Genomic DNA, 24,725 nt, shown 5'->3' with positions numbered 1-24,725 from the left:
GGCACGCCGGATTCCGGACGGGGCGATCTCAGCACACGCGAATCAGGCGCGGATCACCACTTTTCCGCTGAATGACCCGGAGAACTGCATCTATTCGCCGGACGTGATTTCGTTTGCGCGGGAGGCAGGACTTTACAAAGGGACGGATGCGGATTTCGACTTCGCGGCGGTTTACAATCCGATGGATTACAGTGCCATGCGGGGGTGCGAGGCACGCGTCTGGAGCGTTTTCCGGCAGGTGGCCGATGGGATGGACAAATACCTCGACCATGTGACGGGCAAGAATCCGGACAACCGGCTGCCGCTGTGGGTCGTGCCGAACCGGAAGCTGACCGTCAAGGATGTGGCGGAATTCATGCGCAACCATTTCGAGGGGACGGAGTTAGACATGACGTGCGACCCGGGCGCGGGGCCGTTTAAACTGCCGTACCGCTGGCGGCCGATGACGTTCAAGGTGGGGGATGAAGAATTCACCAACGAGCGGGCCATCGCTACGCAGCAGACCGGCTGGTGGTACGTGGGCGAATGCCGCGGCTGGCTGCCCGACCCGATCGGGGGAGTGTTCTGGTTCGGGGTGGACGACACGGACAGCTCGCCGCTGACGCCGTTCTACTGCGGGATCGACCGCATTCCGAACGCCTATGCGGTGGGGAACGGAAATATGACCACCTATTCCGAGACTTCGATGTTCTGGGTGGTGAACCGGGTGACCAATTTCGCCTATCAACGCTACAATATCATCCATCCGGACGTGAAACGGGCGATGGATCGGTTCGAGAACCGCTGTTTTGCCGAACAGCCGGCGGTGGACGGGGCGGCCCAAATGCTGTTCCGGCAGAATCCGCAGCTGGCGATCGATTTCCTGACCGACTATTCGGTCAATACGGCGCAGCGGCTGTTCCAGACATGGGTCGATCTGGATCGCTACCTGCTGGTGAAGTACATCGACGGGAACATCAAGAAAGAGGTTTCGGAGGGGGTATTCAAGGATAACGGCTACGGGCGGGGGATTCCCGCTTCGCCGGATTTCCCGGGCTACAGCGAGGAGTGGAAAGAGATGGTGAAACAGGCGGCGGGCGAACGGCTCAAAGTGGTGCAGCCGAAGCATTAAACGGGACGCGACTGAGGCTTTTCAAGCGGGGTTTGGTCCGAATCGGACCAAACCCCGCCTTTTCTTGTAAATCACGTTTTATTTCTCCAACTTTGTCGAAGTAAAGCACAGCTTATGTTAGCCATTATCGGTCAGATCATCCGCCAGCTGCGCGAGGAGAACGGTATTTCGCCGGAAGAACTCTCTTCCCGCGCCGGGATCAGCGCAGAGAAGCTGAGCCAGATCGAAAACAACGAAACCAACCCGTCATTGAGAGTGCTGATCCGCATCTCGCGGGCGCTGGGGGCCAAAGTGGGCACGTTGCTGGCAGGGAAGGATGATAACCATAAAGCCGCCGTGACCCGCAAAGACGATGTGACCGGAAATCCGACTTTCGCCGAAAACGAGGAGGGCCGGAACGGACATTTGAGCTTTTACGCTTTGGCCCAGGACAAAACCGACCGGCATATGGAACCGTTGGTGGTGGAGATCGCTCCGAACGGCTCCGCCTCTGTACCCGAACTGAAATCCGAGCATTCGGGGGAAGAGTTCATCTACGTGCTGGAGGGGGAAGCCACGCTCTATTACGACGACGAAGTTTACCGGCTGAAGCCGGGAGACAGCATCTACTATAATTCGGTCGTGCCGCATTTTCTGAGCAACGAGACGGCCCGTCCGGCGCGGGTGGTGGCCGTACTCTACACGCCGTATTGAACCGCATCCCTTCAATCCCTTACCGCGAAGCTATGATCCGCAGTGTACGTCCGGCCGATGATGCCGGGGCCATCAGTGAAATCTATAACCATTACATCACCGAAACGGCGATTACGTTTGAAAACGACCCCATCGATGCCGGGCTGATGCGCGAGCGTATCGAAAGGATAGCGGTCCGCTTTCCCTACTTAGTTTACGAACAGGGCGGCAAGGTATTGGGTTATTGCTATGCCGCGACATGGCGCAGCCGAACGGCCTACGACCGAACGGTAGAGACTACGATCTACCTTCATAAAAACTGGCTGAACAAGGGAATCGGGCACCGGCTCTATCAGGATTTGGTAGGCCGCCTGCGCGATGCGGGTTTCCACGCAGCCGTGGCAAGCATCACCCTCCCCAACACCCAAAGCGTGGCGTTGCACGAAAAATTCGGTTTCCGTAAAGTGGCTCACTTCACCGAAGTGGGATACAAATTCGACAAATGGCTCGACGTGGGCTTCTGGGAACTCATCCTTTAGAACCCGGGCGGGATTCTGCCGCCGTTGTTCTTTTATCCCGCAGGCGTTTGACATATCTGTACTGCGGCCAGAACAGAATCAGGCAGATCAGGATGCTCATTCCGAACGGCATATAGACCGAATCGGTTCTTACGATCAGTTCCGCCAGCCTCTGGAGGAACGGCGAGAGGATGATCGCACTGTAATTCATTGCCATCACTAAAGCTAAGGCGAACGTTACCCGTTTCGGAGCCACGGAGTTGGAAGTGCGGTCGTACACCAGCGGCTGCATGATTCCGTATCCGGCGCCGACCAGCAGCACGCCGATGGTTATGAGCCACAAACTGTGGAACAGCATCAGCAGCAATCCCAGCAACATCGCCCCGAGAGCGACGAGGTTGTTTTTCTGCGGAACTCCCGAAATGATCCTATTGATAAACAACCCCGGCAGCATAATAGCCAGAAAGAAGGCCGAGATCAACGTGCCGCTGGCGCCTGTTCCGCCGATCGAGAATTTGTCCATGTAGATCGACAGGTTCAGCGGAACGACCAGGGCGATGATCGTGATCCAGAAATAGTACTGCATGATTTCCAAGGGCCAGTCGAGACGGATGACTTTGCCGAAGATGTGCAGCTCCCTCACCCCGCGTCGGGCAAGCGACGGATCGTTCGCAGCCGGATCGGGCACGTGACTTTTGTTGTCCGGCAATTTGAATGCGAAGGCCAAAGCGACGACCGAAAAAAAGTATACCAGGAAAGAATAATGCCAGTCGATCCCGGCCAGCCAGCCCGCAAGCATAGTGGCCAGCACCAGCGACAAGTTGGCGATAGCCGATGCGATACCCAGCTGTTTGGTTCGGTAGGCTCCTGAAAAATTGTCCGCGACCATCCCTGTGGACAAAGGAATCACCAGCCCGGCACCGATACCCAGCAGCACGCTGTTGGCCAGCATCAGCCCCAGGCTGCCGGTCACTAACATATAAATCACCGAGCTGGCGGAATAGATGGCCAGACCCCAGATTGCCAGTTTTTTCTGGTCGAATTTCAGCGAGAGTTTACCGGCGATGAGCACGAATGGCACGATCACTAAGGCTGGCAGTGAGGTGAGCATCTGTATTTCGAGTTCCGACGCATGTGGAAAAACGGTCTGCAGGTCGCCGAGAATCGGCGATACGGCTAATCCGGAGAGCGAGGTCACGACGGACAATGCGTAGATGGCCAATAGGGAAATGAGCGGGATCGGCTGCTGCCGCCCGGTCGGGATATGTTTCAGTCTGGCGATTCGCGTTTCGAATTTTCGGGATATATCTTTCGATTCCATCCTGTCTTTTTTAACTCCGGTTTCAGCAAGATACATGCCAGTCGCAGAACTATGGTTTATTTCGCACTGTGCCGTGTGGAACCGTACCTTTTAACTTCGCTACGCTCGTTTTTCTCCTCGCCGCTCGGCAGAGCGTGCAAGCCCGCTTTGCTCTCGCTGGCAGCGTCGATTCTGAAGAAAAGGTACCCAACAGACTTTCAGATAGCTGCGCTACTCCTTAGGCTCCGCAGTCCTCTTTCTTTGCATTGGTTCGGGGTGCGGGAATCGGGCCGATAAGGGCTAAACCTCATGATGTCGGCCCGATTCCCCGCACCCCGACAAATCAAAGACAAGGGTACCCGGCAGGCTCAAGAGATGCGCAAGCATCTCAAAAAGTTTTTCTGGTTCTCTTTGTTCACAAAGAGAACAGTTCTATACTGAACACATACAATATAAACTTACGAAAAATTTTCCTACATTTATACCGACATCCGATTGTCGACAGCAGGTCTTGCAATAATTTTCAAAACAAGTAAATACGACCTCACCCTACTTCTACATATATATTTGATCTCCAAATATTTAGAATGCAAGACCGCTGAGGAGATCATTGTCTGACTTGGGGAACAGTCGTATATGCTTACCATTTTTAAAATTTCACGCTTATGGAAAACAAATTTTTTACGCTCATCAAGCCTTATCTGAGCTACATCGACGACGGCAAACTGTATAAACAGCCGTTCAAGATTCTGTACCAAATCATTGCGGTGATCATGCTGTTGTTTCCTTTCGCATTGCTTTACCAGCTGATCGACAGCGGTGTATTCAAGTATGGAACCGGAGGGATGATTTGCGCATTTATTCTGATCTGGCTTGTCATTACGGGCGCAGGGTGGCTCAGTTTTCAGTTGTGGTGGAACCGCGCGGCGCAATTGAAAACGACTTCGGTCGAAGGAGACGACTTCGTCGCTACACCGGTGGTGTCCAACCTGCTGCAAACTTTCGGCGAGTGGCTGGGCAGCTATATCGCTGTCGTCGGTTTTCTCGCCACGCTGATCGCCCTGCTCTTCATGGGGGGTACCTCCGGACTGGATTTCATTCCCGGCATTCAGAGCCAAGGAATCTGGGGTCTGGTCTATTTTCCGGTAGCGGGATTCGTCATCATCGTCTTTTTCCGCTGGATGGCGGAACTGATGCGGGCATTGGTGGCCATTGCCAACAATACGCGCAAGTAATCTGCTAATCTCCTTACAGACACAAAACGAGGGAGGTGATACGAATTGCGTATCGCCTCCCTCGTTTCATGATCGGGGAACAAGTCATTCCGTCCGGTCGTCGTACTGCTCCCGCAACTGCTCGAGCTTCGCGTGCATCCGCGTCCGCACCTTCGCCAGCTTCGGATCGTCGTAGCGGTTGTGCAACTCCGCCGGATCGCTTTTCAGGTCGTACAACTCCCACGCATCGATGTCGTCGCCGTAGAAATGGATCAACTTATAGCGATCCGTCCGCACCCCGTAGTGTCTCCGCACCCGATGTTCGCCCGGGAATTCAAAATAGTGGTAATAGATCGCATCGCGCCACCCCTTCGGCCGTTCGCCCCGGAGCAGCGGCACCAACGACACCCCCTGCATATCCGCCGGCACCGGCAGGCCCGCCAGAGTCAGGAAAGTCGGCGCATAGTCGATGTTCTGCACCATCTCCTTCACGCCCCGCCCCCGTTCGGCCCGCGTCCAGCAGTCCGGCAAGCGCATCAGGAGCGGCGTGCGCAGCGACTCCTCGTACATAAACCGCTTGTCGAACCAGCCGTGTTCGCCCATGTAGAACCCTTGATCCGAAGCATAGACCACCAGCGTGTTTTCCAGCAGCCCCTCCCGTTCGAGGTACTCCATCAACCGGCCGATATTGTCGTCCAGCGACTTCACGCTTTTAAGATAATCGCGCATATACCGCTGGTACTTCCACTCCGCCAGCTCCTTGCCCGACAAACCCGCCGCAAGGAATCGATCGATCAACGGCCGGTAGACGCTGTCCCACTGCGCCCGCTGCGCCGGGGTCATCCGCTCCAGCTCGCCGTGGACGATCGACCACTTGAGCCGCGTATCGATCGTGCTGTCCACCATCTTGAGGTCGTAGGCCAAATCCATGTCCTTGTCGATGCTCATCTCCTGATCGGCCGCCGCCGGCCGTCCCGCATAATCATCCCAGAAAGTCTCCGGCAGAGGGAACGTCTGATCCTCGAACTCCGCCAGATCGCACGTGTCCGACATCCAGATCCGGTGCACCGCCTTGTGGTGCAGCAGCAGACAGAACGGTTTCGACCGATCCCGATGTTCGAGATAGTCGATCCCCTTGTCCGTAATCAGGTTCGTTACATATCCATGCTCCCGGTGCGTCCCCTCCGGCGTGATGAAATCCGGATTGTAGTACGATCCCTGCCCCGGCAAAATCTCCCAGTGGTCGAATCCCGTCGGAGTACTGATCAGGTGCCACTTCCCGATCAAAGCGGTCTGATACCCACCCTGTTGCAACAGTTTTGGGAAAGTCTGTTGCGAACCGTCGAACGGCTTCCCCCCTTCATTTTTGAGAAACCCGTTTTTGTGGCTGTGCTTGCCCGTCACCAAGACCGCCCGGCTCGGCCCCGAGATCGAGTTGGTCACGAAACTGTTGTCGAACCGCACCCCTTCGCGCGCCAGCCGGTCGAGATTGGGCGTCCGGTTGTACCGGCCGTCGTAGCAGCTGATCGTCTGGAACGAGTGGTCGTCGGTCATGATGTAAATGATATTCAGCGGTTTGTCGCAGCCCTCCGCCTGTTTCCGGTTTTTGGCCTGCACAGTCCCGAGGATCGAAGAAAGTCCCACGGGAACCAAGAGCAATGATTTATTCATCCTATTGAAAAGTTTTTATTCGTTGATCTTCAAGCAATAGAGCGTTCCGGAAAAGTCCGCCACATACAACGCATTCCCGCTTACGGCAGGTGAGGAGAAAATAGGGGCGCCCAGATTGCGTTTCCACCGGAATCGCCCGTTCTCGGCATCGACCCCGTACAAATAGCCGTCCGACGCTCCGAACACCAGCGTTCCGCCGATCAGCACCGGCGACGTCTCCACCGAGTTCTGGAAATCCTGATAATACGGCACCGAATAAATAATTGCCGGTCGGGTCGCATAAGTCCACACCGGCTTGAACGACCGCCGGTCGAACGCCACCACCCCCTTATCCGCCGTCCCGACATACACCATCCGCTCCGTCACCACCGGCGCACAAGCCCCCTCGAACGTGATCCCCGGCTGCACGGCACTTTTCAGAATGTCGCCCGACCGCGGATTAATGAGGAAGAGTTCGTCGCGGCTGGCCAAATAGATATGCCCGTCGTAGATCGTCACCGAACCGTCGCGGAAACGGATCTTGGCATCCTGCTTTTTCCACAGCAGCCTCCCGTCTTTCCGGTCGTGGGCAAAGAGGCCGTTCCAGTGCGACGACGCCAACACCACCTCCTCGCCGACCGTCGTCGTAGACTGCGTTCCTTCGCCGCCGCTCCACGCCTCGTTTTTCCACACCACCGAGCCGTCCTCCACGTTCAAAGCCGTGAAATGGCCGCCCTGTCCCGCATAAACCACCCCGTCGGCCACCGCCAGCCCGTGCAGGTTCTCCGGCAAAGCATACCGGTTCAATTTCCTATCCCACACCACTTTGCCGCTGTTCGCACTGATCGCGTACAGCTGCATCGCCGCATCGCAAGCCAGCACCAACCCGTCGGCATAAACCATCGTCCCCTTCACCGAATTGCCCGTCCGGAACCGCCACAACTCCCGACCGGTCGCCGCATCGTAAGCCACGACCGCGCATTTCTTCAGATTATCGTCGTCGATCGTGGCCACGAAGACTTTGCCGTCCCCCACCACCGGCGAGGTCATATAGATATTGCCCCCCGCATTCTGCGCCCACACGTACCGCGGCGCATCGACCGCATTCCCGGCTGCAATCCCCGCGTGGGCCGCATCCCCGCCCAGATTCGCCCAATCTGCACCCACCGCCACCGCTGCCGGCGTATCGGTCAGCACGAAACTGCGGTGTTCGACCCATGTCGTCCCGTCGGCAAAGGTCGCTTCGGCCACCAAATGCTGCACTCCCGTCCGGTTCCCGACAGCCAGCGTCCCGCTCCAGCTCCAGTCGGTCTGCGGAACCAGTGCCACCGTCCGCCCGCGTTTCCCGTTCTCGACCCACGCCACCCGCACCGACCGGGTCGGCGACACCGTGCGATAGGCATTGACCCGCACCGGAATCAAACCGCCCTCCGCGGCGATCGTATCGTGCTGGGCTGGCAGCGTCGTAGTCAGCAACCCCGGGATATGGGTATAGCGTGTCCGCGTCTTGTCCGAAATATTTCCGTCGGCATCCACACTGAACACCCGAAAACCGGCCGGCGAGTGGTCGATCCCGCCCTTGTCCGGCGTCGAGGCGCAGTAGGTCATCACCCCGCCGATCTCTCTGGCGTACTGGCTGTGCCAATGGCCATAGATGAACGCCACGAGGTTGTGCCGCTTCATGTCGAGGCTGTCGCCGCCGGCCCGGATCACGACGTCGTCGCCCTGAAACCAAAGGTCGTGGTTAAACATTATGACTTTCTTGTGCGGATCGGTCTGCGCCAAGTCGTTCCGGATCCACTCCAACACCTGCTTCAGGTTGTACGAAGGCGCATGGTCGCCCCCCAACATCGGCAGGGCCAGAAAATGGACGTTCCCCACCTCGAACGAGCACCACGCGGGGCCGAACAGCTGTTCGTAGCGCTGTTCGCCGTAATCGCCGCTCAACAAGTCGTGGTTCCCGATCGTATAGTAGGTCGGCACGCCCATGTGCCGCGTCCGCACGTTCGCGGCATGAAAACTCAACCCCGGCGCATAACAGATGTCGCCCGTATGGACGATGAAAGCGGTCGGATTGGCCGCCACATATGCTTTCAGGTCGTCGAGCCACTCTTTCGGCGTCGGGGTCTCGGTGTCGGTAATCTGGATGAACTCAAACGCACCGGCATGGCCGCTTTTTATCAAGCCGAAATCATAACTTTCCTTATCGGGAGCCACTTTCCGATAGTGCGTATCGCCCGGTCGATACCCCGACGGGGTGGTGACCGTCACGAAACGGGCCTGCGGATTGTCGGGCAGCTCGAACGATCCGTCCGCCGAGGTTTTGACAACGTTTCGTCCGTCGCTGACGCTGACACCGGCCAGCCCTTTCTCGGAAGCGTCGCGCGAACCGCTGCCATTGCCATCGAGATAGACCGTGCCGCGCAGCTGCGCCGAGGCCAAAGCCGGCAACAGAACGGCTATTGCCAGCAGACATTGTTTTTTCATAGTTCGGTTATAATAAGAGTTTGGTTAGGTATTTCAACCCTGCAAGTTACTAATTTGTGAAATAAATAACAAAGGGATACCCTCTCCGGATATCCCCTGAAAACATCAATTACAACCCTGTTATTCCTCTACAGATTGCGTTTTATCCTCGACTTCGATCTGTTTATCCGGCGATGCGCTATGATCTTCGATCGGCCCGCGCAGGCTGAAATAGCCGAATAATTCGACCACCCCATAGGCCAAAATCCATGCACCGATGAAAGTAATGAACCACGAGGCCGTATAGGTCGGTTGTGCCGCGACGAAAATCCCGGACATCATCAACAAAATCGAGAAGAAAAAGTAGATACCGGATACTTTAACGCCGCTTTTCTTGATTTTATACATGGAAACCAATTGGTAGAGTCCCAGGAAGATCAACAGTACGCCGACGAGAATCACGAACAGATTTTTCCATAATTCCGGATTGAGCAATAACAATGTTCCCCAGACTACGGCGATCGGTGCCGCTATCGGCAGGTAGGCCCAGCGGTTGGCTGTTTTCCGGGTGCGGGACAGAAAACCGACGAATTGAACCAGACCGATCACGATTGCGACAATCCCGATCAGTTTAATGCCTAAATTCAAAACCCGGTCCGACCAGATGATCATTACGAGGCCTACGATGATCGCAACGATTCCGCCCAATAAGGAGCTGTTGTTTTTTGTGTACTTTTCGATCATGATTTTCTATTTTTGGGGTGGTTCTGTGCAAAAATTGCACCATTTGTCGTTCTTGTTTTTCTGTTGTAACGGCTGTTTTGCGATCGTTCCGGACTGTAGGTGTAGGTAGTCTTTGTCGTGTATCGCTCTGCGGAAATTGTGGGTTCGGCAGTGCCGAGCGGCACGCAAAAGAACTCTCGGCGATAATCTTCCCATAACGTCCGAAACCCGAGGTGCCGTTCAGCACTCGATCCGAATAGCCTTTACACCCATGACAACTCCGCCGGCGGCGGGACTATGCTCTTTTCTATGATCTCCCTCTGTCAGGCCGGCTCCGCCCCAAGCGCCGGCCTGCAATTTTCTCGCTACGCTCGATGCAGTCCGCGCCGGCTCCGGCCGGTTCGCTGTAACCGAACTATGCTTTTTCCGCACGTCAACAAAAATCCGGTTCGCAGAACCGGTCGGCCCGCAGCCCCGGCCTGCGGAGGGCCGAAAGTTCACTCGGCACCTCCGCGGACTGCGGCCAGAAACTGGATTTTTCCCGTACACTGGGTGCCTTTTCGTCTGTTATCTTTCCCCGCGCGCCAGCGTAATTTTAACAAACTATCGTTTGTCGAAATAATTTCGCTCTCTATGGCGCGGCGCGCGGCACTCCGCCGACATCAAGCCTTTCCCGCCCGCTTGCGATCCGTTTCCGAAAGCAGAATCTTACGCATCCGAATCGACGACGGCGTAATTTCCGCATACTCATCCTCTTGGATATATTCCAGCGTCTCTTCCAGCGAGAAGATCACCGGCGGCGAAACCGTCGATTTCTCGTCCGACCCCGAAGCCCGCATATTGGTCAGCTTCTTCGACTTGCAGACATTGACGCAAATATCCTCCGCCCGCGTACTTTCGCCGACCACCTGCCCCGCATAAACCTCGTCGCCCGGCGAAATGAAGAACCGCCCCCGATCCTGCAACTTACTGATCGCATACGCATACGCCGTTCCGCTCTCCGCCGCGATAAGCGAACCGTTCGACCGCCCCTCGATCTCGCCCCGGAAAGGCTCGAAACCCTTGAACCGATGCGCCACCACCGCTTCGCCCGCCGTAGCCGTCAGCAGGTTGCTCCGCAAGCCGATGATCCCCCGCGCCGGAATATCGAAGTCCAAGTGCGCCCGGTCTCCCCGGTGGTCGATGTGCAGCAGCACCCCCTTGCGCCGCGTCGCCATCTCGATCGCCTTGCCCGCCATCTCCTCAGGCAAGTCCACCGTCAGGTGTTCGATCGGTTCGCACCGCTGGCCGTTGATCACCTTGTCCACCACCTTCGGCTGCCCCACCTGCAACTCGTACCCCTCGCGCCGCATCGTCTCGATCAGGACGCTGATATGCAACACCCCTCGTCCGAAAACCCGGAACGAGTCGGCCGTCGCCCCCGGCTTCACCTTGAGGGCCAAGTTTTTCTCCAACTCCTTGTCCAACCGTTCCTTGATGTGGCGCGAGGTCACGAACTTCCCTTCGCGACCGAAGAACGGCGAATCGTTGATCGTGAACAACATGCTCATCGTCGGTTCGTCGATGGCGATCGGCGTGAGCTGCTCCGGATTCTCATAGTCCGCAATGGTGTCCCCGATCTCGAAGCCGTCGATCCCAACGACGGCGCAAATATCGCCGCACTGCACCTCCTCGACCTTCTGTTTCCCCAGCCCCTCGAAAGTCATCAATTCGCGGATTTTCGATTTTTCGACCGTTCCGTCCCGCTTCATCAGCGAAACATTCTGACCCGCTTTCAACGTCCCGCGGCTCAGACGCCCCACGGCGATCCGCCCTACATACGGCGAATATTCCAACGAGGTAATCAACAGCTGCGGCGTCCCCTCCGTGACTTTGGCCGTCGGAATCTCGTCGATGATGCAGTCCAGCAACGGGATAATATCCGAGGTCGGCGTGCGCCAGTCCGTAGACATCCAGCCGTTCTTGGCACTCCCGTAAATGGTTTTGAAATCGAGCTGCTCTTCCGTCGCATCGAGGCTGAACATCAGGTCGAAGACCTGTTCGTTCACCTCCTCCGGCCGACAGTTCTGTTTGTCGACCTTGTTGATCACCACGATCGGCTTCAAGCCCATCTGCAATGCCTTCTGAAGCACGAACCGGGTCTGCGGCATGGTTCCCTCGAACGCATCCACGAGGAGCAGCACCCCGTCCGCCATGTTGAGCACCCGCTCCACCTCGCCGCCGAAATCGGCGTGGCCCGGCGTGTCGATGATGTTGATCTTGTAGTCTTTATAGTGAACCGATACGTTTTTGGCCAGAATCGTAATGCCTCGTTCGCGTTCCAGATCGTTGTTGTCCAGGATCAGCGTTTCCGACTTCTCCTGATCGCGAACCAGCTTGGCCTGGAGGATCATTTTGTCCACCAGCGTGGTTTTCCCGTGGTCGACGTGTGCAATAATTGCGATGTTCTTGATTTTCTGCATTGTATTGAAATAAATCCGGCGCGGAGGGAAGCCATATCCGGCCTCGCCGGGCGCACAAAAGTAGTTGTTTCGGAGCAGAATGTCAAACCGATACCTCTTGAAAAACAACGAATGATGCAGATCGATATAATCAATTCGATAACTTCTATGAAATTAGGAATAAATGATTATTTTTACCAGACGGACGAATAACCCGAACCAAAAATCGAAATGCAATGAAACACGTGAAAGGAACTCAGACCGAACAGAATCTCTTGAAGTCATTCGCCGGCGAATCGCAGGCGCGCAGCCGCTACACTTTCTTCGCGAGCGTTGCCAAGAAAGAAGGATACGAACAGATCGCCGGCGTCTTTATCGAGACCGCCGAACAGGAAAAGGAACATGCCAAACGTTTTTTCAAATTCCTCGAAGGCGGCATGGTGGAGATTACGGCCGCTTATCCGGCGGGCGTGATCGGCACCACCGAACAAAATCTGGAAGCCGCTGCCGCCGGTGAAAACGAAGAGTGGAGCGAACTGTATCCGACATTCGCCGACACCGCCGATGCGGAGGGATTCCCGGCCATCGCCACCGTGTTCCGCGAGATCGCCAAAGTGGAGGCAGAACACGAAAAGCGCTACCGCACCTTGCTGGATCGGGTGAAAAACGGCTCGGTGTTTGAACGCGACACCGAAATCGAATGGCAGTGCCGCAATTGCGGGTATGTCCATACCGGCAAGGAGGCTCCGGGCATGTGTCCGGCTTGTGCGCATCCGCAGGCATTCTTCGAGCCGAAAAAGAACAACTATTAGACGGCTTCCCCTATGCCAGAGCACAGCGGGGCATTGAACGCACAAAACAGCTGAACGGCTCTCGTCCGGCAGCAATAAACGCTCCGGCCCGATCATTCGGGCCGGGGCGTCCTGTTTTTACGCGGGATCAGCAACAGAAGCAGCGGCGTCATGGCCAGCAGGGTCAGTACGGCCACGATAAAAAAATCGTCCGCCACTCCTGCGATATAGGCAACCGTCTTCGATTCGGCCGCATCTTTCGCGGCAGTATAGTAGGAGATCCGGGAAGTCATAATGGCCGTCAGCAGGGCGATCCCGATGCTGCCCGACAACTGCTTGATGCTGTTGGCGATACCCGAAGCAGCCGCCATATCTTTCTGGGCGAGATATTTCAGCGAGAAAATATTGAGCGGCGCAAACGTCAGCCCCATGCCGAACCCCCGCAGGTAGAGCACGGTCATGATGGCCGAATGGTGCGTCTCGGCCGTGAAACGGCTGGCAAACCAGAAACTGAGCGTCATGACTACGATTCCGACGATCATCAACGGGACCGAACCGATATACCGGGTGACGATCCCGGACGCCGCCGAAAGCGTTCCCTGGATCAGCCCTACCGGCAGGAATACCATACCGGCCATAATGGCCGTATAGCCCAATCCGTTCTGCATATAAAGCGGCAACAAATAGGTTCCGCCCAGCATGCCGATCCCGAAAATCATCAGCACCAGCATGGCTACCCCGAAATTCCTGTCGCCCAGCAGCCGGATATTCAGCAGCGGAGCCTTCGTCCGGAGTTCATGCCAGATGAAAACGATCAGAGCGACGCCTCCGATGGCGAACGAGCCGATCACTTCCGGAGCGGCCCATCCTTTCGGATTGGTCGCCGCATTCCCGCGAGCCAGCGCATAGATACAGAGCGGCATAAACAGAGCCACGCTGAGAAAACCGATCCAGTCGAACCGGCCTATCGTCGTATTCTTCCACTCGCGCTGGATAATGAGGGAGGCCGCGATAGCCAGCAGGCCCAACGGCACATTCACATCGAATATCCAATGCCAGTTGAAATCGTCCACCAGATAGCCTCCGATCAGCGGGCCGAACGAAATCGACGCGGCCGAAGCCACCGCCCACAGTCCGAGGGCCGTACCCCGCTGCTCTGGCGGAAATTCGCGCGACACGATAGCCAGCCCGAGGGCCTGGATCATACCGCTCCCTACGCCCTGCAAGGCTCGGGAGCCGACCAGGAACCCATCCGTCCAGGCCCGCCCACAAAGCCAGGAACCGAGCGTAAAGAGACATATGCCGATGATATAGACCTTTTTGTTGCCATACCGGTCGGCTAACCAACCGGCCGTCGGCAGCATGATGGTCATGGTAATCATATAGGCCGTGACGACCCACTCCGCCGTGGAGATTCCCACATGAAAGGAACTCATGATAGCCGGCATGCCGACGTTGACCACCGTAATATCGAGTACGGCCATGAACGTGCCGAGCATGATCACGCCCAACACCCACCATTTATAGCTTTTCCCGGCCCGGAAACGTGTAAGGAATGCTTTCATCCGATCGTTTTATTCATTTTATTTCGGGGACTGGCAAAAAAAATGCCACCTTTGCGGAAGAACAACGCACGTGTCACCCCCATGAAAGAGATCGAAAGCGTGGCTCTGATCGGCTTGGGCGCCGTGGGCGCCGTACTGGGAACCCGTTTGCAGGATACGATGCCCGAACGGTTTACAGTCATCGCGGATGCCCGAAGGCGGCAAAAGCTGAGCCGGGAGGGAATCGACTTCAACGGGAAACAGTACGATTTCTCCTTTGCCGACGGAACCGGCACCAAAGACTTGATCCTGATAGCGACCAAATCCACTGCACTGTCCGAAGCCTTAGAGGCTATCGCCCCGTATATCGGCCCCGACACGTCGATCCTTTCGTTACTGAACGGAATCGACAGCGAGGAAACCGTAGCGGGGCGGTTCGGCGCCGGACATGTGCTGTACTCCTATTTTCTCGGACATCCCAGCATGCGGCAAGAGAACCGCATCGTCCACGACGGCGTATACCGCATTTATTTCGGGGAAGCGGACAACCGGACGCTATCCGACAAAGTGCTGCGGGTGTGCCGGTTGTTCGATCAGGCAGGCATTCCCTATGAAATACCGCCGGATATGATCTCGGCCCTCTGGCAGAAATTCATCATCAACATCGGCTGCAACCAGACTACCGCTCTGCTCCGCCGTCCTTACGGCCATTTGCAGCGGAATCCGGAAGCCCTGGCTCTGGCTGTACGAATGATGGACGAAGCAGCCGAAGTGGCCCGGCGGATGAATATCGGCGGAGCCGGCGAAATGGTCGGACACGCCGTCGAAGCGATCCGTTCGATGAATCCGGACGGGAAAAGCTCCATGCTGCAGGATGTCGAAGCCGGCCGGGCGACCGAGATCGGCATCTTTGCGGGAATGCTTTGCCGGCTGGCCGAACGGGTGGAATATCCCGTCCCGTGGAACCGGGCAGCCCTCCAAATTCTGTCGGCGTTATAAAAACCGGCCCGAAATCGGGAAATTATTGCGTACCTTTGTCGAGTTAACCAAATATCATACAATCAAATGAAAAGAATCTTGTTGGCCGTTGCGGCTGTGGCAGCTCTGGCTGCCTGCTCCGGTAAAACCGGCCTCGAAAAAGAATTGGTCGGCAGCTACTCTGCCCGACCCGAAATCGAAATAGCCGACTCCACCGATTTCAGCGCCCAGCTGGCTGCCGCTATGATGGCGCAGATGAAAATGGACTTCGATTTCAACGACAACGGCACCGTAGATATGACCGTTTCGATGGGGGCGAATTCGAATTCGACGGTGGGAAAATGGGAAATCAAAGCCGACAGCCTGTTCATCACCGACAGCTTGCAGACGGTGGAAGGCTTCGCTATCGCCAAAACCGCTGACGGTTTCAAACTCTCCGGCAAACAGATGAACATCGTGCTGACTCCGAAAGCGGAATAGTCAACGGTCTCGGATAGCGTTAGACAAAAGTCCGGCCTCCTCTTGCACAAAGGAGGCCGGACTTTTTCGTGGCATGCAATTTGCGGCATTCCGTTTCCCGAAACCCGAAAGAATGGAGCCGACCCCGATACACTATGCCATCGCTTTGCTGGCCGGACTATCGAGCGGCATCGTCAGCGAGATCGGCGGCGCCGGTTCCTTGCTTTCCCTGCCGATGCTGATCAGCCTGGGCCTGCCCCCCAGCGTCGCCAACGGAACCAACCGCATCGGCGTGATGACCCAATACACGATGGGATATATCCGTTATCTTGCCCATAAGCCCATCCCGCACAAAGAGGCCGCCATACTATCCCTGACACTCGTATTAGGCACCATCGCAGGGGCCTGTTTCGCCGTCCGCATCACCGGGGTGCTTTTCAACTGGATTTTTATCGGCGTGATGATCATCACCATTCTCTTCACCTTTTTCTCGAAAGAGCTGACCGACCGCCCCGACAGCACCGACGACCCCGTGGGCCATTCCCGCTTAGTCGATTACCTGGTTTTCCTGCTGCTGGGGCTCTACTGCGGCATGATACAAGCCGGGATGGCCTACCTGATGTATCACGTGCTGGTCAAACGGCTGCACACGACAACCCAGACCGCCGAGGCGATCAAAACCTATATGAGCATGATCGTCACCCCGTTCGCACTCTTTATCTTTATCTGGTTCGGGCACATCGACTGGGAGTTGGGTGCGTGCGTCGCGGTGGGCGGCGGTCTCGGCGGCTGGATAGGCGAAAAATTCGTGGAACGCAAAGATACCCGCACCGTAAAGAGGTGGTTTATGGTCGCGCTGGTCATTTCGGTGGTCTACATGCTCCTGTTTGTCCAGCTGCATTGGCACGACGGGATTCTTTATCTTTGACTTTCCCGCTTGGCAAGCAGCGCCCCTTGACCGAACCTATCCATAACGAACGGGTGCTCAGTGATTCCGCAATCGGACAAAACAGTCTGTTACGCAGAGGGCCGCCCGGCCTCACCGTCCGGCATATCTTTCGGTTACTTCGCCGATGGAAATACCGAGCATATCCATCACATTGAACACCTCCGGCAGGGTCACCTCGAAAAATTCGGCCCGCTTCAGGCCGACCACCTGCTGCTTGGCTCCTTTCGCGACGAAATAACCGATGCCGCGGCTGTTCGTAATGATCTCGGCCATCTGGAGCCGTTCGTAGGCCCGCATGACCGTGTTCGGATTCACCTGGAGCTGCGCCGCCAAATCCCGCACCGAAGGGATACGCTCCTCCTCCGGCCAATGTCCCCCGGCAATATTGTCGCACACATAATCGACAATCTGCTGGTATATAGGCTTTTCAGATTTAAAATCCATTGTATTTCAACTTGTTTTTTCTTCGGCTGGTATGAGGACTTCGTTGTTTTGCGCGCCGCGAGGCGCTGCAGGCCGACGCCATCCCCCGCGGAGGACTGCAATTCTCGCTGCACTCGAATGCGCCTCCGCTGGCGTCACCCCGAATAAAGCGGCACTCCCCGCACGTCGCCGAAGAACAACGTTACTCCCTATCGCGTTAAAGGCAGCGTAGAAAAACGCCGCCAGGCCACATACAACCACAGCAAAGTGAAGAACACCCCGCTGCCCAGAATCGCCCAGCTTCCCGCGTCGCCCGCTATCCAGGAGAGCCAATCGCGGGCAGACTCCCAATGGGTCAGGAACAAAACCTGCGTATAAACAAATACCGGCAGCGAAAGTACGAAATTCGCCAGCAACGTCAGCAAGAACTGGTTGCGCCGGAAGACAACCGCCCCGGCCAGGAAAAAGACCATACCCGACAAAGTACTCACAATATTCGCTATTAAGAACAATCCGGTGATCCGGTCCGTAATCAAAATAACTTTTTCGTTCCACCATCGCCCCAACAAGTTGCAAACATTCTCGAAGCCCAACAAGCATGCCCACAACATATCATTCAAAACGGCGATAACAATCAAAGCGATCGGCACCGCGAGCAAGTTCAGCAGCAACGCGTACAGAAATTTCTCGCTTTTCGCCGCAGGAAGCATAAACGCCGCCGCCGCTTTTCCTCTTGAGAAATAGCGTTTGAAACTGCCCGACAAATTGAAATAGACGATAAAACCCATCGCCATAGCCACGCAAAAACGCGAAGCCACATATCCCACACCTCCGTCGCTGCCGCCGTCACCGAACCCGAATATCACCCCGACATTCCACAACATATACATCACCATGCAAAACACGACGAATCCGCCTAATTTGAGCAGCAATGTCCGCCGTTCGCCCCTGAGTTCGGCCCGCACTAACCGGCCGAAACGTTTCCAAGAAAATCGATCGTTCATAACCCGTTACCGTTTAAAAAGTTGTTTGATTGCCTCGCGGTTGGCGACGGCGGCATTGAAAAGCAATTCCATATCGAACGGCGATTCCGTACCCGAATCGTTGGGCCGCACACCCCAGCGACCATGTACCGTCTGCTCGGCATACAACGCCGGGTCGTTTTCGTCCAAGTGTACGAATTGCAGCTTGTCCGTGATTTCGCCCGTCGTGGCGTTCAGCAGGATTTCGCTCCCGTCGAGCACCACCACCGAATCGATCAACTGATCCAGGTCGCGCACCTGATGCGTGGAAATGACGATCGTCCGGTCGTCATCCGCCACCGATGCGATCACGCGCCGGAACGAGCTTTTCGACGGAATATCCAACCCGTTGGTCGGTTCGTCCATCAGCAGCAGCGGCGTGTTACAGGCAATGGCGAAAGCGATATAAGCCTTCTTTTTCTGTCCGAACGACATCCGGTCGAGATTCTGCGTCTCCGGCACCTCCAGCTCCTGCATCAAGGCCGACAGCTGTTTGCGCGAGAAGTCCGGATAAAAGCAGCCGTAAAACCGGGCATAATCGTCCATCGTCATGCGCGGCAGGTCGAACTCCTCCGGCAGCAAAAACACCCGGCTCAGGAACCCCGGCTCCCTTTTTTGCGGCGAACGATTCGAGACCGTTATCCCGCCGGCTTTAGGAAACAGCAGTCCCGCCATGAGTTTCAGCAGCGTGCTTTTTCCCGCCCCGTTCTTCCCGAGCAGCCCGTAAATCGCCCCCCGGCGCAATTCCAGATCGAGACCGTCGAACAGCCTGCCTCCCCGGTAGCCGAACGATACATGTTCAAATTTTATCATTGCGTTTAGATTTGGATTGTTGTGCCCTCTGATTTTGGATCACCACCCACCGGCCGAACGTCAGGCCGCAAAGTGTCCAAACTACCAATTTGACGACGATCGCCTCCCATTGCCAACTCAATTTTATGCCGAACCAGGGATCAAGACACGCATAATTGATAATCTCGGAAAGAATCATGCAAAAATAACCCCAACCCAACCCCCAGAACACCGTCCGACGTTCCCAATTCGTTTTGTTGAAGATTTTCACGGCTTAGTGTATTATTAAATTAGTACACTGCAAATGTAATCCACTTTTCGGAACCTGCCAATTTTCTCGAGAAAAAATTTATCTTTGTTTATTGGAATCATTAATCAATGATAGAGCCATGAAAAAGATGCTTTTTATCGCTTCGGCGCTCCTGCTCGGAGCGAGCGGCGCATGGGCGCAAGGATTTGACAACGGCAAACAGGTCCCTTATGTCGAAATCACCAGTTCGGCCGACACATCGGTGGCGCCCAACAAGTTCCGGATCTCGATCTCCATCTCCGAAGCGCCGACCAAAGGGAAGACGACGATCGGCGAACTGGAACGGTCGCTGGCCCGGGCGCTCGATGCGGCGGGGGTGGATATTAAGAAACAGCTGGTCATTACGGATCAGTCGAATGCCAGCGGGAAACGGAAAGACATTTACCAGTACAAGAATTACCTGCTGACCCTGACCGATCCGGCGATGGTGGAGGCGGTGTTCGACGAGTTGCAGGCCAATGGCATTTCCAATGCGTCGCTGACCCAAAGCACGCGGAGCGACTTGCGGGAGTTACAGGCATCGGTGCGGATCAAAGCCATGAAGAATGCACAGAACACGGCGTCGGAACTGGCGGCGGCCATCGGACAGCGGATCGGCAAGGCAATCTATATCCAGTCTTACTCGTCAGCGCCGGAAACTGGCATGGTGATGATCCGCGGATTATCGAGCAAGGCGGCGACGGGAAATGCCATTCAGGAAGACGCCCTATCGAACGTTAAGTTCAACGATGTACGGGTCAGTCAGAGTGTCACCGTTCGTTTCGTGCTGGAATAGCGGAGCGAGCGGTTCCGGGTGTGAACAAAATCGCGTTATTTTGTTGATAATTTAACAAAACGGCAGGATATACCTGCCGTTTTTCGTATCTTGCGAGCCGGCGAAGGTGTTAAGGAAAAATTTTTTCAAAACGAAAAAGATATGGTATTCGACATCGAGATGATCCGGCAGCGGTACGCCGCCATGACGCAAGCCGTGGAGCAAGTTCGTCGGGCGGCGGGCAGAGCGTTGACCTTGACTGAGAAAATACTGCTGTCTCATCTGTTCGACCGCCACCGGCAGCCGGTGTTCCGCCGGGGCGAAGACTACGTCACCTTCAGTCCGGATCGGGTCGCGATGCAGGACGCGACAGCGCAGATGGCCTTGCTTCAGTTTATGAATGCCGGGCGGGAGCGGGTGGCGGTGCCGACGACGGTGCATTGCGACCACCTGATTCTGGCCGATCGGGGGGCGGGCGCGGATTTGCCGGCGGCGGTGGAGACCAATCGCGAGGTGTACGACTTTTTGGCTTCGGTGTCGAACAAATACGGAATCGGCTTCTGGCGGCCGGGGGCGGGAATTATTCATCAGGTGGTATTAGAAAACTATGCCTTTCCGGGCGGGATGATGATCGGCACCGACTCCCACACGCCGAACGCGGGCGGATTGGGAATGATCGCTGTAGGGGTCGGCGGGGCCGATGCGGCGGATGTCATGTCGGGGATGGCGTGGGAGCTGAAGATGCCGCGCGTGATCGGCGTGCGGCTCACCGGACGACTGGGCGGGTGGGCTTCGCCGAAAGACGTGATTCTGAAGTTGGCCGGCATTCTGACGGTCAAAGGAGGGACGAATGCCGTGATCGAATACTTCGGGCCGGGGGCGGCGACGATCTCGGCGACCGGCAAGGCGACGATCTGCAACATGGGAGCGGAAGTGGGAGCGACGACCTCGCTCTTTCCTTACGATGCGAAGATCGCAGAATATCTGCGGGCGACCGGACGGGCGGAGGTGGCGGAATTAGCGGACGGAATCGCAGCGGAGTGCCTGCGGGCGGACGAGGCGGTGCTGGAACATCCGGAACGATATTACGACCGGGTGATCGAGATCGACCTCTCGACACTGGAACCGTATATCAACGGGCCGTTCACGCCGGACGCGGCGGCTCCGATCTCGGAGTTCGTGCGGATCGCCCGGGAAAAGGGGTATCCGGAGCGGATGGAGGTGGGATTGATCGGATCGTGCACCAACTCATCGTATGAAGACCTGACGCGGGCGGCATCGGTGGCTCGGCAGGCGGCGGACAAGGGGCTGAAGGTGCAGGCGCAGTTTATCGTGACGCCGGGTTCCGAGCAGGTGCGCTATACGGCGGAGCGGGATGGCGTGCTGCAGGATTTCGAGGCGATCGGCGGGGTGGTGATGGCCAATGCGTGCGGGGCGTGCATCGGGCAATGGAAACGCAATACGGATGACTCACGGCGGGCGAACTCGATCGTGACGAGTTTCAACCGCAACTTTGCGGCGCGGAACGACGGAAATCCGAATACGTACGCTTTCGTGGCTTCGCCGGAGCTGACCACGGCGCTGACCCTCGCGGGGCGGATCACGTTCAACCCGCTGACCGATACGCTGCTCAACGAACGGGGCGAGGCGGTCCGGTTAGATGCGCCGCAGGGGACGGAATTGCCGGCAGCGGGGTTTGCGGTGGACGATGCGGGCTATCAGGCGCCGGCGGCGGACGGCTCTTTGATCGAGGTGGTCATTGCGCCCGATTCGCAGCGGCTGCAGCGGCTGGAACCGTTCGCGGCGTGGGACGGAGCGGATTTCGAGGAGTTGCGCTTGCTCATCAAGACACAGGGAAAGTGTACGACGGATCATATTTCAATGGCGGGGCCGTGGCTGCGGTTCCGGGGGCACCTCGAAAACATCTCGGACAACTTGTTGATGGGGGCGACCAACGCTTTTGCGGCGAAGGGGCGCGAGGCGGTGAACTGCGTACTCAATCCGACCGTACCGGGGGGACGGACTTACGACCGGGTTTCGGCCGTGGCCAAGGATTACAAGGCGAAAGGGATAGGGAGTATCGTGGTGGCGCAGGAGAACTACGGCGAGGGCTCCTCGCGGGAACATGCGGCGATGGAGCCGCGGTTTTTGGGGGTGCGGGCGGTGCTGGCGCAGTCTTTCGCCCGGATCCACGAGACGAACCTCAAGAAACAGGGGGTGCTGGCGCTGACTTTCGCCGACCGGAACGACTGGGCGCGGGTGCGCGAAGACGACCGGATTTCGATACTCGGGCTGAAAGAGTTTGCGCCGGGACGGCCTCTGACGGTGGTGCTGCACCATACCGACGGCTCGACGGAGACTTTTGCGGCGAACCATACCTATAACTCTTTGCAAATCGAGTGGTTCCGGGCAGGGAGCGCACTCAATTTGATTCGCAAGAAAACGCTTTGAAAATGAATAAGATTACGATTAGTAACGGGGTACTACAAGTGCCTGACGTTCCAGTCATTCCTTTTATCGAGGGGGATGGGATCGGGGTGGATATTTGGCCGGCGACACGGCGGATCGTGGATGCAGCGGTGGCCCGGTGCTACGGCGGACGGCGGCGGATCGAGTGGCGCGAGGTGCTGGCCGGGCAAAAGGCGTTCGACCGGACGGGCGAATGGCTGCCGACGGAAACGCTGGAGGCTTTCCGCGAATACTTGGTGGGGATCAAGGGGCCGCTGACGACGCCGATCGGCGGCGGGATCCGGTCGCTCAACGTGGCGCTCAGGCAGGAGCTGGATTTGTACGTCTGCCAACGGCCGACCCGCTATTTTCAGGGGGTGGTGACGCCGCTCAAACGGCCGCAGGATGTCGATATGGTGATCTTTCGGGAAAATACGGAAGATATTTATGCCGGGATCGAGTGGCAGACGGGAACGCCGGAGGCGTTGAAACTGAGGGATTTTCTTATTAACGAGATGGGGGTGCGGAAAATTCGCTTCCCGGAAAGCTCGTCGTTCGGCATCAAACCCGTTTCGCGCGAGGGGACGGAGCGGCTGGTCAGGGCAGCGATCCGCTATGCGATCGACCACCGGCTGCCGTCCGTGACGCTGGTGCACAAGGGGAACATCATGAAGTTCACCGAGGGATCGTTCAAAAACTGGGGGTACGAGCTGGCGGAGCGGGAGTTCGGCGGACAGACTTTTACGTGGACGGAGTGGGAACGGATCAAAAAGGCGCAGGGCGAAGAGGCGGCGAATGCGGCGCAGGAGGCGGCTATAGCGGCGGGCAAAGTCATCATAAAAGATGCCATTGCGGACGCGTTCCTGCAGTGGACGCTCCTGAAACCGCGGGAATTTTCGGTCATCGCCACGCTGAACCTGAACGGAGACTACATTTCGGATCAATTGGCGGCAATGGTCGGCGGAATCGGGATCGCTCCGGGGGCCAATATCAACTACACGACGGGCCATGCGATTTTCGAGGCGACGCATGGCACGGCACCGATCCATGCGGGGAAGAACCGGGCCAATCCGTGTTCACTGCTGCTTTCGGCGGTGATGATGCTCCAGTACATGGGGTGGCAGGAGGCGGGGGATGCCATTGTCAGGGCTATGGAAGCCGCTTTCCTCGAAGGGAAAGCGACCTACGACCTCGTCCGCTTCATGGAAGGCGGGACGAAGCTCTCGACCAGCGAATTCGCCGACCTGCTGATTTCGACCCTCACTACCCACTAACTCCTAAAAGCGACATGAACAAAGACTATCTGATATACAAGCTCTCGGAAACGATCAAGGAGACTTCGCGGATCGAGAACGACCTCTTCAAATGCTACGGGGTGAAGCGGGGGTTGCGGAATGAGGATCACTCGGGGGTATTGGTGGGGCTGACCAATATCGGCGACGTGGTGGGGTACGAACGGCTGCCGGATGGGAGCGGTTTGAAAGCGATTCCGGGAAAGCTGCTCTACCGGGGGATCGAGGTGTCGGACTTGGTGCACGGGGTGCAGGCCGAGAATCGGTTGGGGTACGAGGAGACGGCGTTCCTCCTTTTGTCGGGCTACCTGCCCGATCGGGAGGAACTCGAAACCTTCACCAACCTGCTGAACGAACAGATGGCACTCCGGCATGCGACCAAGATGAACATCCTGCAACTCTACGGGAACGACATCATGAACATCCTGGCGCGGTCGGTGCTGGTGCTCTATGCGTTCGACGAACATGCCGACGATACGTCGCGGGACAATTTAGTGCGGCAGTCGGTGGATTTGATCGCCAAGTTTCCGTCGATCATCGCTTATGCCTACCATACGATGAACCACAACAAAAACAGCGGTTCGCTGCACATCCGGATTCCGAAGCCGGGATTTTCGCTGGCCGAAAACTTCATCTACATGATGAAGGGGTCGAAAGGATACACGCCGTTGGATGTCAAGGTGTTGGATTTGTGCCTGATTCTCCATGCGGAGCATGGCGGGGGGAACAATTCGACTTTCACGACAAGGGTGACCAGTTCGTCGGGGACGGACACCTATTCGTCGATCGCGGCAGCCATCGGGTCGCTGAAAGGGCCGTTGCACGGGGGGGCGAACCTTCAGGTAATCGATATGTTCGCTCATCTTCG

22 protein-coding genes are annotated in these 24,725 nt (G+C 56.8%); 12 read left to right on the top strand and 10 right to left on the bottom strand.

Features of this window, described 5'->3' with window-relative positions; genetic code table 11:
* The 3 genes from Q0Z93_RS04395 to Q0Z93_RS04385 all read left to right on the top strand — a co-directional run.
* Positions 1-1,111 (top strand): C69 family dipeptidase (locus Q0Z93_RS04395; RefSeq protein WP_298062996.1); only part of this gene is annotated, 1,111 nt, incomplete at its 5' end.
* Between the two features lie 114 nt (positions 1,112-1,225).
* Positions 1,226-1,804, top strand: coding sequence for an XRE family transcriptional regulator (locus Q0Z93_RS04390; protein WP_298062995.1), 579 nt, complete (start codon positions 1,226-1,228; stop codon positions 1,802-1,804).
* Between the two features lie 32 nt (positions 1,805-1,836).
* Positions 1,837-2,322, top strand: a complete 486-nt coding sequence (locus tag Q0Z93_RS04385; RefSeq protein WP_298062993.1) for a GNAT family N-acetyltransferase — start codon at positions 1,837-1,839, stop codon at positions 2,320-2,322.
* On the opposite strand, the gene Q0Z93_RS04380 is transcribed toward Q0Z93_RS04385, so the two are convergent.
* Positions 2,312-3,622 (bottom strand): MFS transporter, encoded by a 1,311-nt coding sequence (locus tag Q0Z93_RS04380; protein ID WP_298062991.1) that lies wholly within the window; start codon positions 3,620-3,622, stop codon positions 2,312-2,314. The two genes, Q0Z93_RS04385 and Q0Z93_RS04380, sit on opposite strands and share 11 nt — an antisense overlap.
* 644 nt (positions 3,623-4,266) lie before the next feature.
* Here Q0Z93_RS04380 and Q0Z93_RS04375 point away from each other — a divergent pair.
* The gene (locus Q0Z93_RS04375; protein ID WP_298062987.1) at positions 4,267-4,836 is read left to right on the top strand and encodes a hypothetical protein; all 570 of its coding nucleotides are present in this window, start codon (positions 4,267-4,269) and stop codon (positions 4,834-4,836) included.
* A gap of 84 nt (positions 4,837-4,920) precedes the next feature.
* Here the strand turns inward: Q0Z93_RS04375 and Q0Z93_RS04370 are convergent, their stop codons facing one another.
* The 4 genes from Q0Z93_RS04370 to typA all read right to left on the bottom strand — a co-directional run bounded on the left by Q0Z93_RS04370 (position 4,921) and on the right by typA (position 12,116).
* On the bottom strand, positions 4,921-6,486 hold the full coding sequence (locus tag Q0Z93_RS04370; protein WP_298062985.1) for a sulfatase: 1,566 nt from the start codon (positions 6,484-6,486) through the stop codon (positions 4,921-4,923).
* Between the two features lie 15 nt (positions 6,487-6,501).
* Entirely contained in the window at positions 6,502-8,952 is a 2,451-nt protein-coding gene (locus Q0Z93_RS04365) for a PQQ-binding-like beta-propeller repeat protein (RefSeq protein ID WP_298062983.1), read from the bottom strand.
* 120 nt (positions 8,953-9,072) lie between these two features.
* On the bottom strand, positions 9,073-9,675 hold the full coding sequence (locus Q0Z93_RS04360; RefSeq protein WP_298062981.1) for a DUF308 domain-containing protein: 603 nt from the start codon (positions 9,673-9,675) through the stop codon (positions 9,073-9,075).
* A 641-nt stretch (positions 9,676-10,316) separates the two neighbouring features.
* The gene (gene typA / locus Q0Z93_RS04355; RefSeq protein WP_298062980.1) at positions 10,317-12,116 is read right to left on the bottom strand and encodes a translational GTPase TypA; all 1,800 of its coding nucleotides are present in this window, start codon (positions 12,114-12,116) and stop codon (positions 10,317-10,319) included.
* A gap of 215 nt (positions 12,117-12,331) precedes the next feature.
* On the opposite strand from typA, the gene rbr reads away from it, so the two are divergent.
* Positions 12,332-12,907 carry a rubrerythrin gene (gene rbr / locus Q0Z93_RS04350; RefSeq protein ID WP_298062978.1) on the top strand — a complete coding sequence of 192 codons (576 nt, stop codon included), beginning with the start codon at positions 12,332-12,334 and terminating at the stop codon, positions 12,905-12,907.
* Positions 12,908-12,999: 92 nt separating this feature from the next.
* On the opposite strand, the gene Q0Z93_RS04345 is transcribed toward rbr, so the two are convergent.
* Positions 13,000-14,451, bottom strand: a complete 1,452-nt coding sequence (locus Q0Z93_RS04345; RefSeq protein ID WP_298062976.1) for a DHA2 family efflux MFS transporter permease subunit — start codon at positions 14,449-14,451, stop codon at positions 13,000-13,002.
* 81 nt (positions 14,452-14,532) lie between these two features.
* Here Q0Z93_RS04345 and Q0Z93_RS04340 point away from each other — a divergent pair, with 81 nt between their 5' ends.
* The 3 genes from Q0Z93_RS04340 (at position 14,533) to Q0Z93_RS04330 (ending at position 16,795) form a co-directional block, all read left to right on the top strand.
* Complete coding sequence (locus Q0Z93_RS04340) at positions 14,533-15,429, top strand: 2-dehydropantoate 2-reductase (protein WP_298062974.1); 897 nt, start codon at positions 14,533-14,535, stop codon at positions 15,427-15,429.
* A gap of 66 nt (positions 15,430-15,495) precedes the next feature.
* Positions 15,496-15,888, top strand: coding sequence for a hypothetical protein (locus Q0Z93_RS04335; protein WP_298062972.1), 393 nt, complete (start codon positions 15,496-15,498; stop codon positions 15,886-15,888).
* 112 nt (positions 15,889-16,000) lie between these two features.
* Positions 16,001-16,795, top strand: a complete 795-nt coding sequence (locus Q0Z93_RS04330; RefSeq protein ID WP_298062970.1) for a sulfite exporter TauE/SafE family protein — start codon at positions 16,001-16,003, stop codon at positions 16,793-16,795.
* Positions 16,796-16,906: 111 nt separating this feature from the next.
* Here Q0Z93_RS04330 and Q0Z93_RS04325 read toward each other — a convergent pair whose 3' ends face one another.
* From Q0Z93_RS04325 to Q0Z93_RS04310, 4 genes are all read right to left on the bottom strand, one after another.
* A complete protein-coding gene (locus tag Q0Z93_RS04325) occupies positions 16,907-17,260 on the bottom strand; it encodes a GntR family transcriptional regulator (protein WP_298062968.1) in 354 nt (117 codons plus the stop codon).
* Between the two features lie 188 nt (positions 17,261-17,448).
* Positions 17,449-18,243, bottom strand: coding sequence for a hypothetical protein (locus tag Q0Z93_RS04320; RefSeq protein ID WP_298062966.1), 795 nt, complete (start codon positions 18,241-18,243; stop codon positions 17,449-17,451).
* A 6-nt stretch (positions 18,244-18,249) separates the two neighbouring features.
* Positions 18,250-19,074, bottom strand: a complete 825-nt coding sequence (locus tag Q0Z93_RS04315) for an ABC transporter ATP-binding protein (RefSeq protein WP_298062965.1) — start codon at positions 19,072-19,074, stop codon at positions 18,250-18,252.
* Positions 19,061-19,324, bottom strand: coding sequence for a hypothetical protein (locus tag Q0Z93_RS04310; protein WP_298062963.1), 264 nt, complete (start codon positions 19,322-19,324; stop codon positions 19,061-19,063). Before Q0Z93_RS04310 ends, Q0Z93_RS04315 begins: the two co-directional genes overlap by 14 nt.
* Before the next feature lie 118 nt (positions 19,325-19,442).
* On the opposite strand from Q0Z93_RS04310, the gene Q0Z93_RS04305 reads away from it, so the two are divergent.
* From Q0Z93_RS04305 to Q0Z93_RS04290, 4 genes are all read left to right on the top strand, one after another.
* On the top strand, positions 19,443-20,138 hold the full coding sequence (locus Q0Z93_RS04305) for an SIMPL domain-containing protein (RefSeq protein ID WP_298062961.1): 696 nt from the start codon (positions 19,443-19,445) through the stop codon (positions 20,136-20,138).
* 141 nt (positions 20,139-20,279) lie between these two features.
* Complete coding sequence (locus Q0Z93_RS04300) at positions 20,280-22,568, top strand: aconitate hydratase (RefSeq protein ID WP_298062959.1); 2,289 nt, start codon at positions 20,280-20,282, stop codon at positions 22,566-22,568.
* A gap of 2 nt (positions 22,569-22,570) precedes the next feature.
* The gene (gene icd, locus Q0Z93_RS04295) at positions 22,571-23,839 is read left to right on the top strand and encodes an NADP-dependent isocitrate dehydrogenase (protein ID WP_298062957.1); all 1,269 of its coding nucleotides are present in this window, start codon (positions 22,571-22,573) and stop codon (positions 23,837-23,839) included.
* Positions 23,840-23,853: 14 nt separating this feature from the next.
* A partial coding sequence (locus tag Q0Z93_RS04290) for a citrate/2-methylcitrate synthase (RefSeq protein WP_298062955.1) occupies positions 23,854-24,725 on the top strand: 872 nt, incomplete at its 3' end.

Source organism: uncultured Rikenella sp. (assembly GCF_947628055.1).
Classification (GTDB): Bacteria; Bacteroidota; Bacteroidia; order Bacteroidales; family Rikenellaceae; genus Rikenella.
This window is presented reverse-complemented; position numbering and strand designations above follow the sequence as displayed.

Coding starts and splice junctions, on each gene's coding strand:
- Q0Z93_RS04300 (WP_298062959.1), top strand. CDS start 20,280: ATGGTATTCGACATCGAGATGATCCGGCAGCGGTACGCCGCCATGACG.
- Q0Z93_RS04305 (WP_298062961.1), top strand. CDS start 19,443: ATGAAAAAGATGCTTTTTATCGCTTCGGCGCTCCTGCTCGGAGCGAGC.
- typA (WP_298062980.1), bottom strand. CDS start 12,116: ATGCAGAAAATCAAGAACATCGCAATTATTGCACACGTCGACCACGGG.
- Q0Z93_RS04390 (WP_298062995.1), top strand. CDS start 1,226: ATGTTAGCCATTATCGGTCAGATCATCCGCCAGCTGCGCGAGGAGAAC.
- Q0Z93_RS04340 (WP_298062974.1), top strand. CDS start 14,533: ATGAAAGAGATCGAAAGCGTGGCTCTGATCGGCTTGGGCGCCGTGGGC.
- Q0Z93_RS04360 (WP_298062981.1), bottom strand. CDS start 9,675: ATGATCGAAAAGTACACAAAAAACAACAGCTCCTTATTGGGCGGAATC.
- Q0Z93_RS04375 (WP_298062987.1), top strand. CDS start 4,267: ATGGAAAACAAATTTTTTACGCTCATCAAGCCTTATCTGAGCTACATC.
- rbr (WP_298062978.1), top strand. CDS start 12,332: ATGAAACACGTGAAAGGAACTCAGACCGAACAGAATCTCTTGAAGTCA.
- Q0Z93_RS04325 (WP_298062968.1), bottom strand. CDS start 17,260: ATGGATTTTAAATCTGAAAAGCCTATATACCAGCAGATTGTCGATTAT.
- Q0Z93_RS04365 (WP_298062983.1), bottom strand. CDS start 8,952: ATGAAAAAACAATGTCTGCTGGCAATAGCCGTTCTGTTGCCGGCTTTG.
- Q0Z93_RS04315 (WP_298062965.1), bottom strand. CDS start 19,074: ATGATAAAATTTGAACATGTATCGTTCGGCTACCGGGGAGGCAGGCTG.
- Q0Z93_RS04345 (WP_298062976.1), bottom strand. CDS start 14,451: ATGAAAGCATTCCTTACACGTTTCCGGGCCGGGAAAAGCTATAAATGG.
- Q0Z93_RS04320 (WP_298062966.1), bottom strand. CDS start 18,243: ATGAACGATCGATTTTCTTGGAAACGTTTCGGCCGGTTAGTGCGGGCC.
- icd (WP_298062957.1), top strand. CDS start 22,571: ATGAATAAGATTACGATTAGTAACGGGGTACTACAAGTGCCTGACGTT.
- Q0Z93_RS04330 (WP_298062970.1), top strand. CDS start 16,001: ATGGAGCCGACCCCGATACACTATGCCATCGCTTTGCTGGCCGGACTA.
- Q0Z93_RS04385 (WP_298062993.1), top strand. CDS start 1,837: ATGATCCGCAGTGTACGTCCGGCCGATGATGCCGGGGCCATCAGTGAA.
- Q0Z93_RS04335 (WP_298062972.1), top strand. CDS start 15,496: ATGAAAAGAATCTTGTTGGCCGTTGCGGCTGTGGCAGCTCTGGCTGCC.
- Q0Z93_RS04380 (WP_298062991.1), bottom strand. CDS start 3,622: ATGGAATCGAAAGATATATCCCGAAAATTCGAAACGCGAATCGCCAGA.
- Q0Z93_RS04370 (WP_298062985.1), bottom strand. CDS start 6,486: ATGAATAAATCATTGCTCTTGGTTCCCGTGGGACTTTCTTCGATCCTC.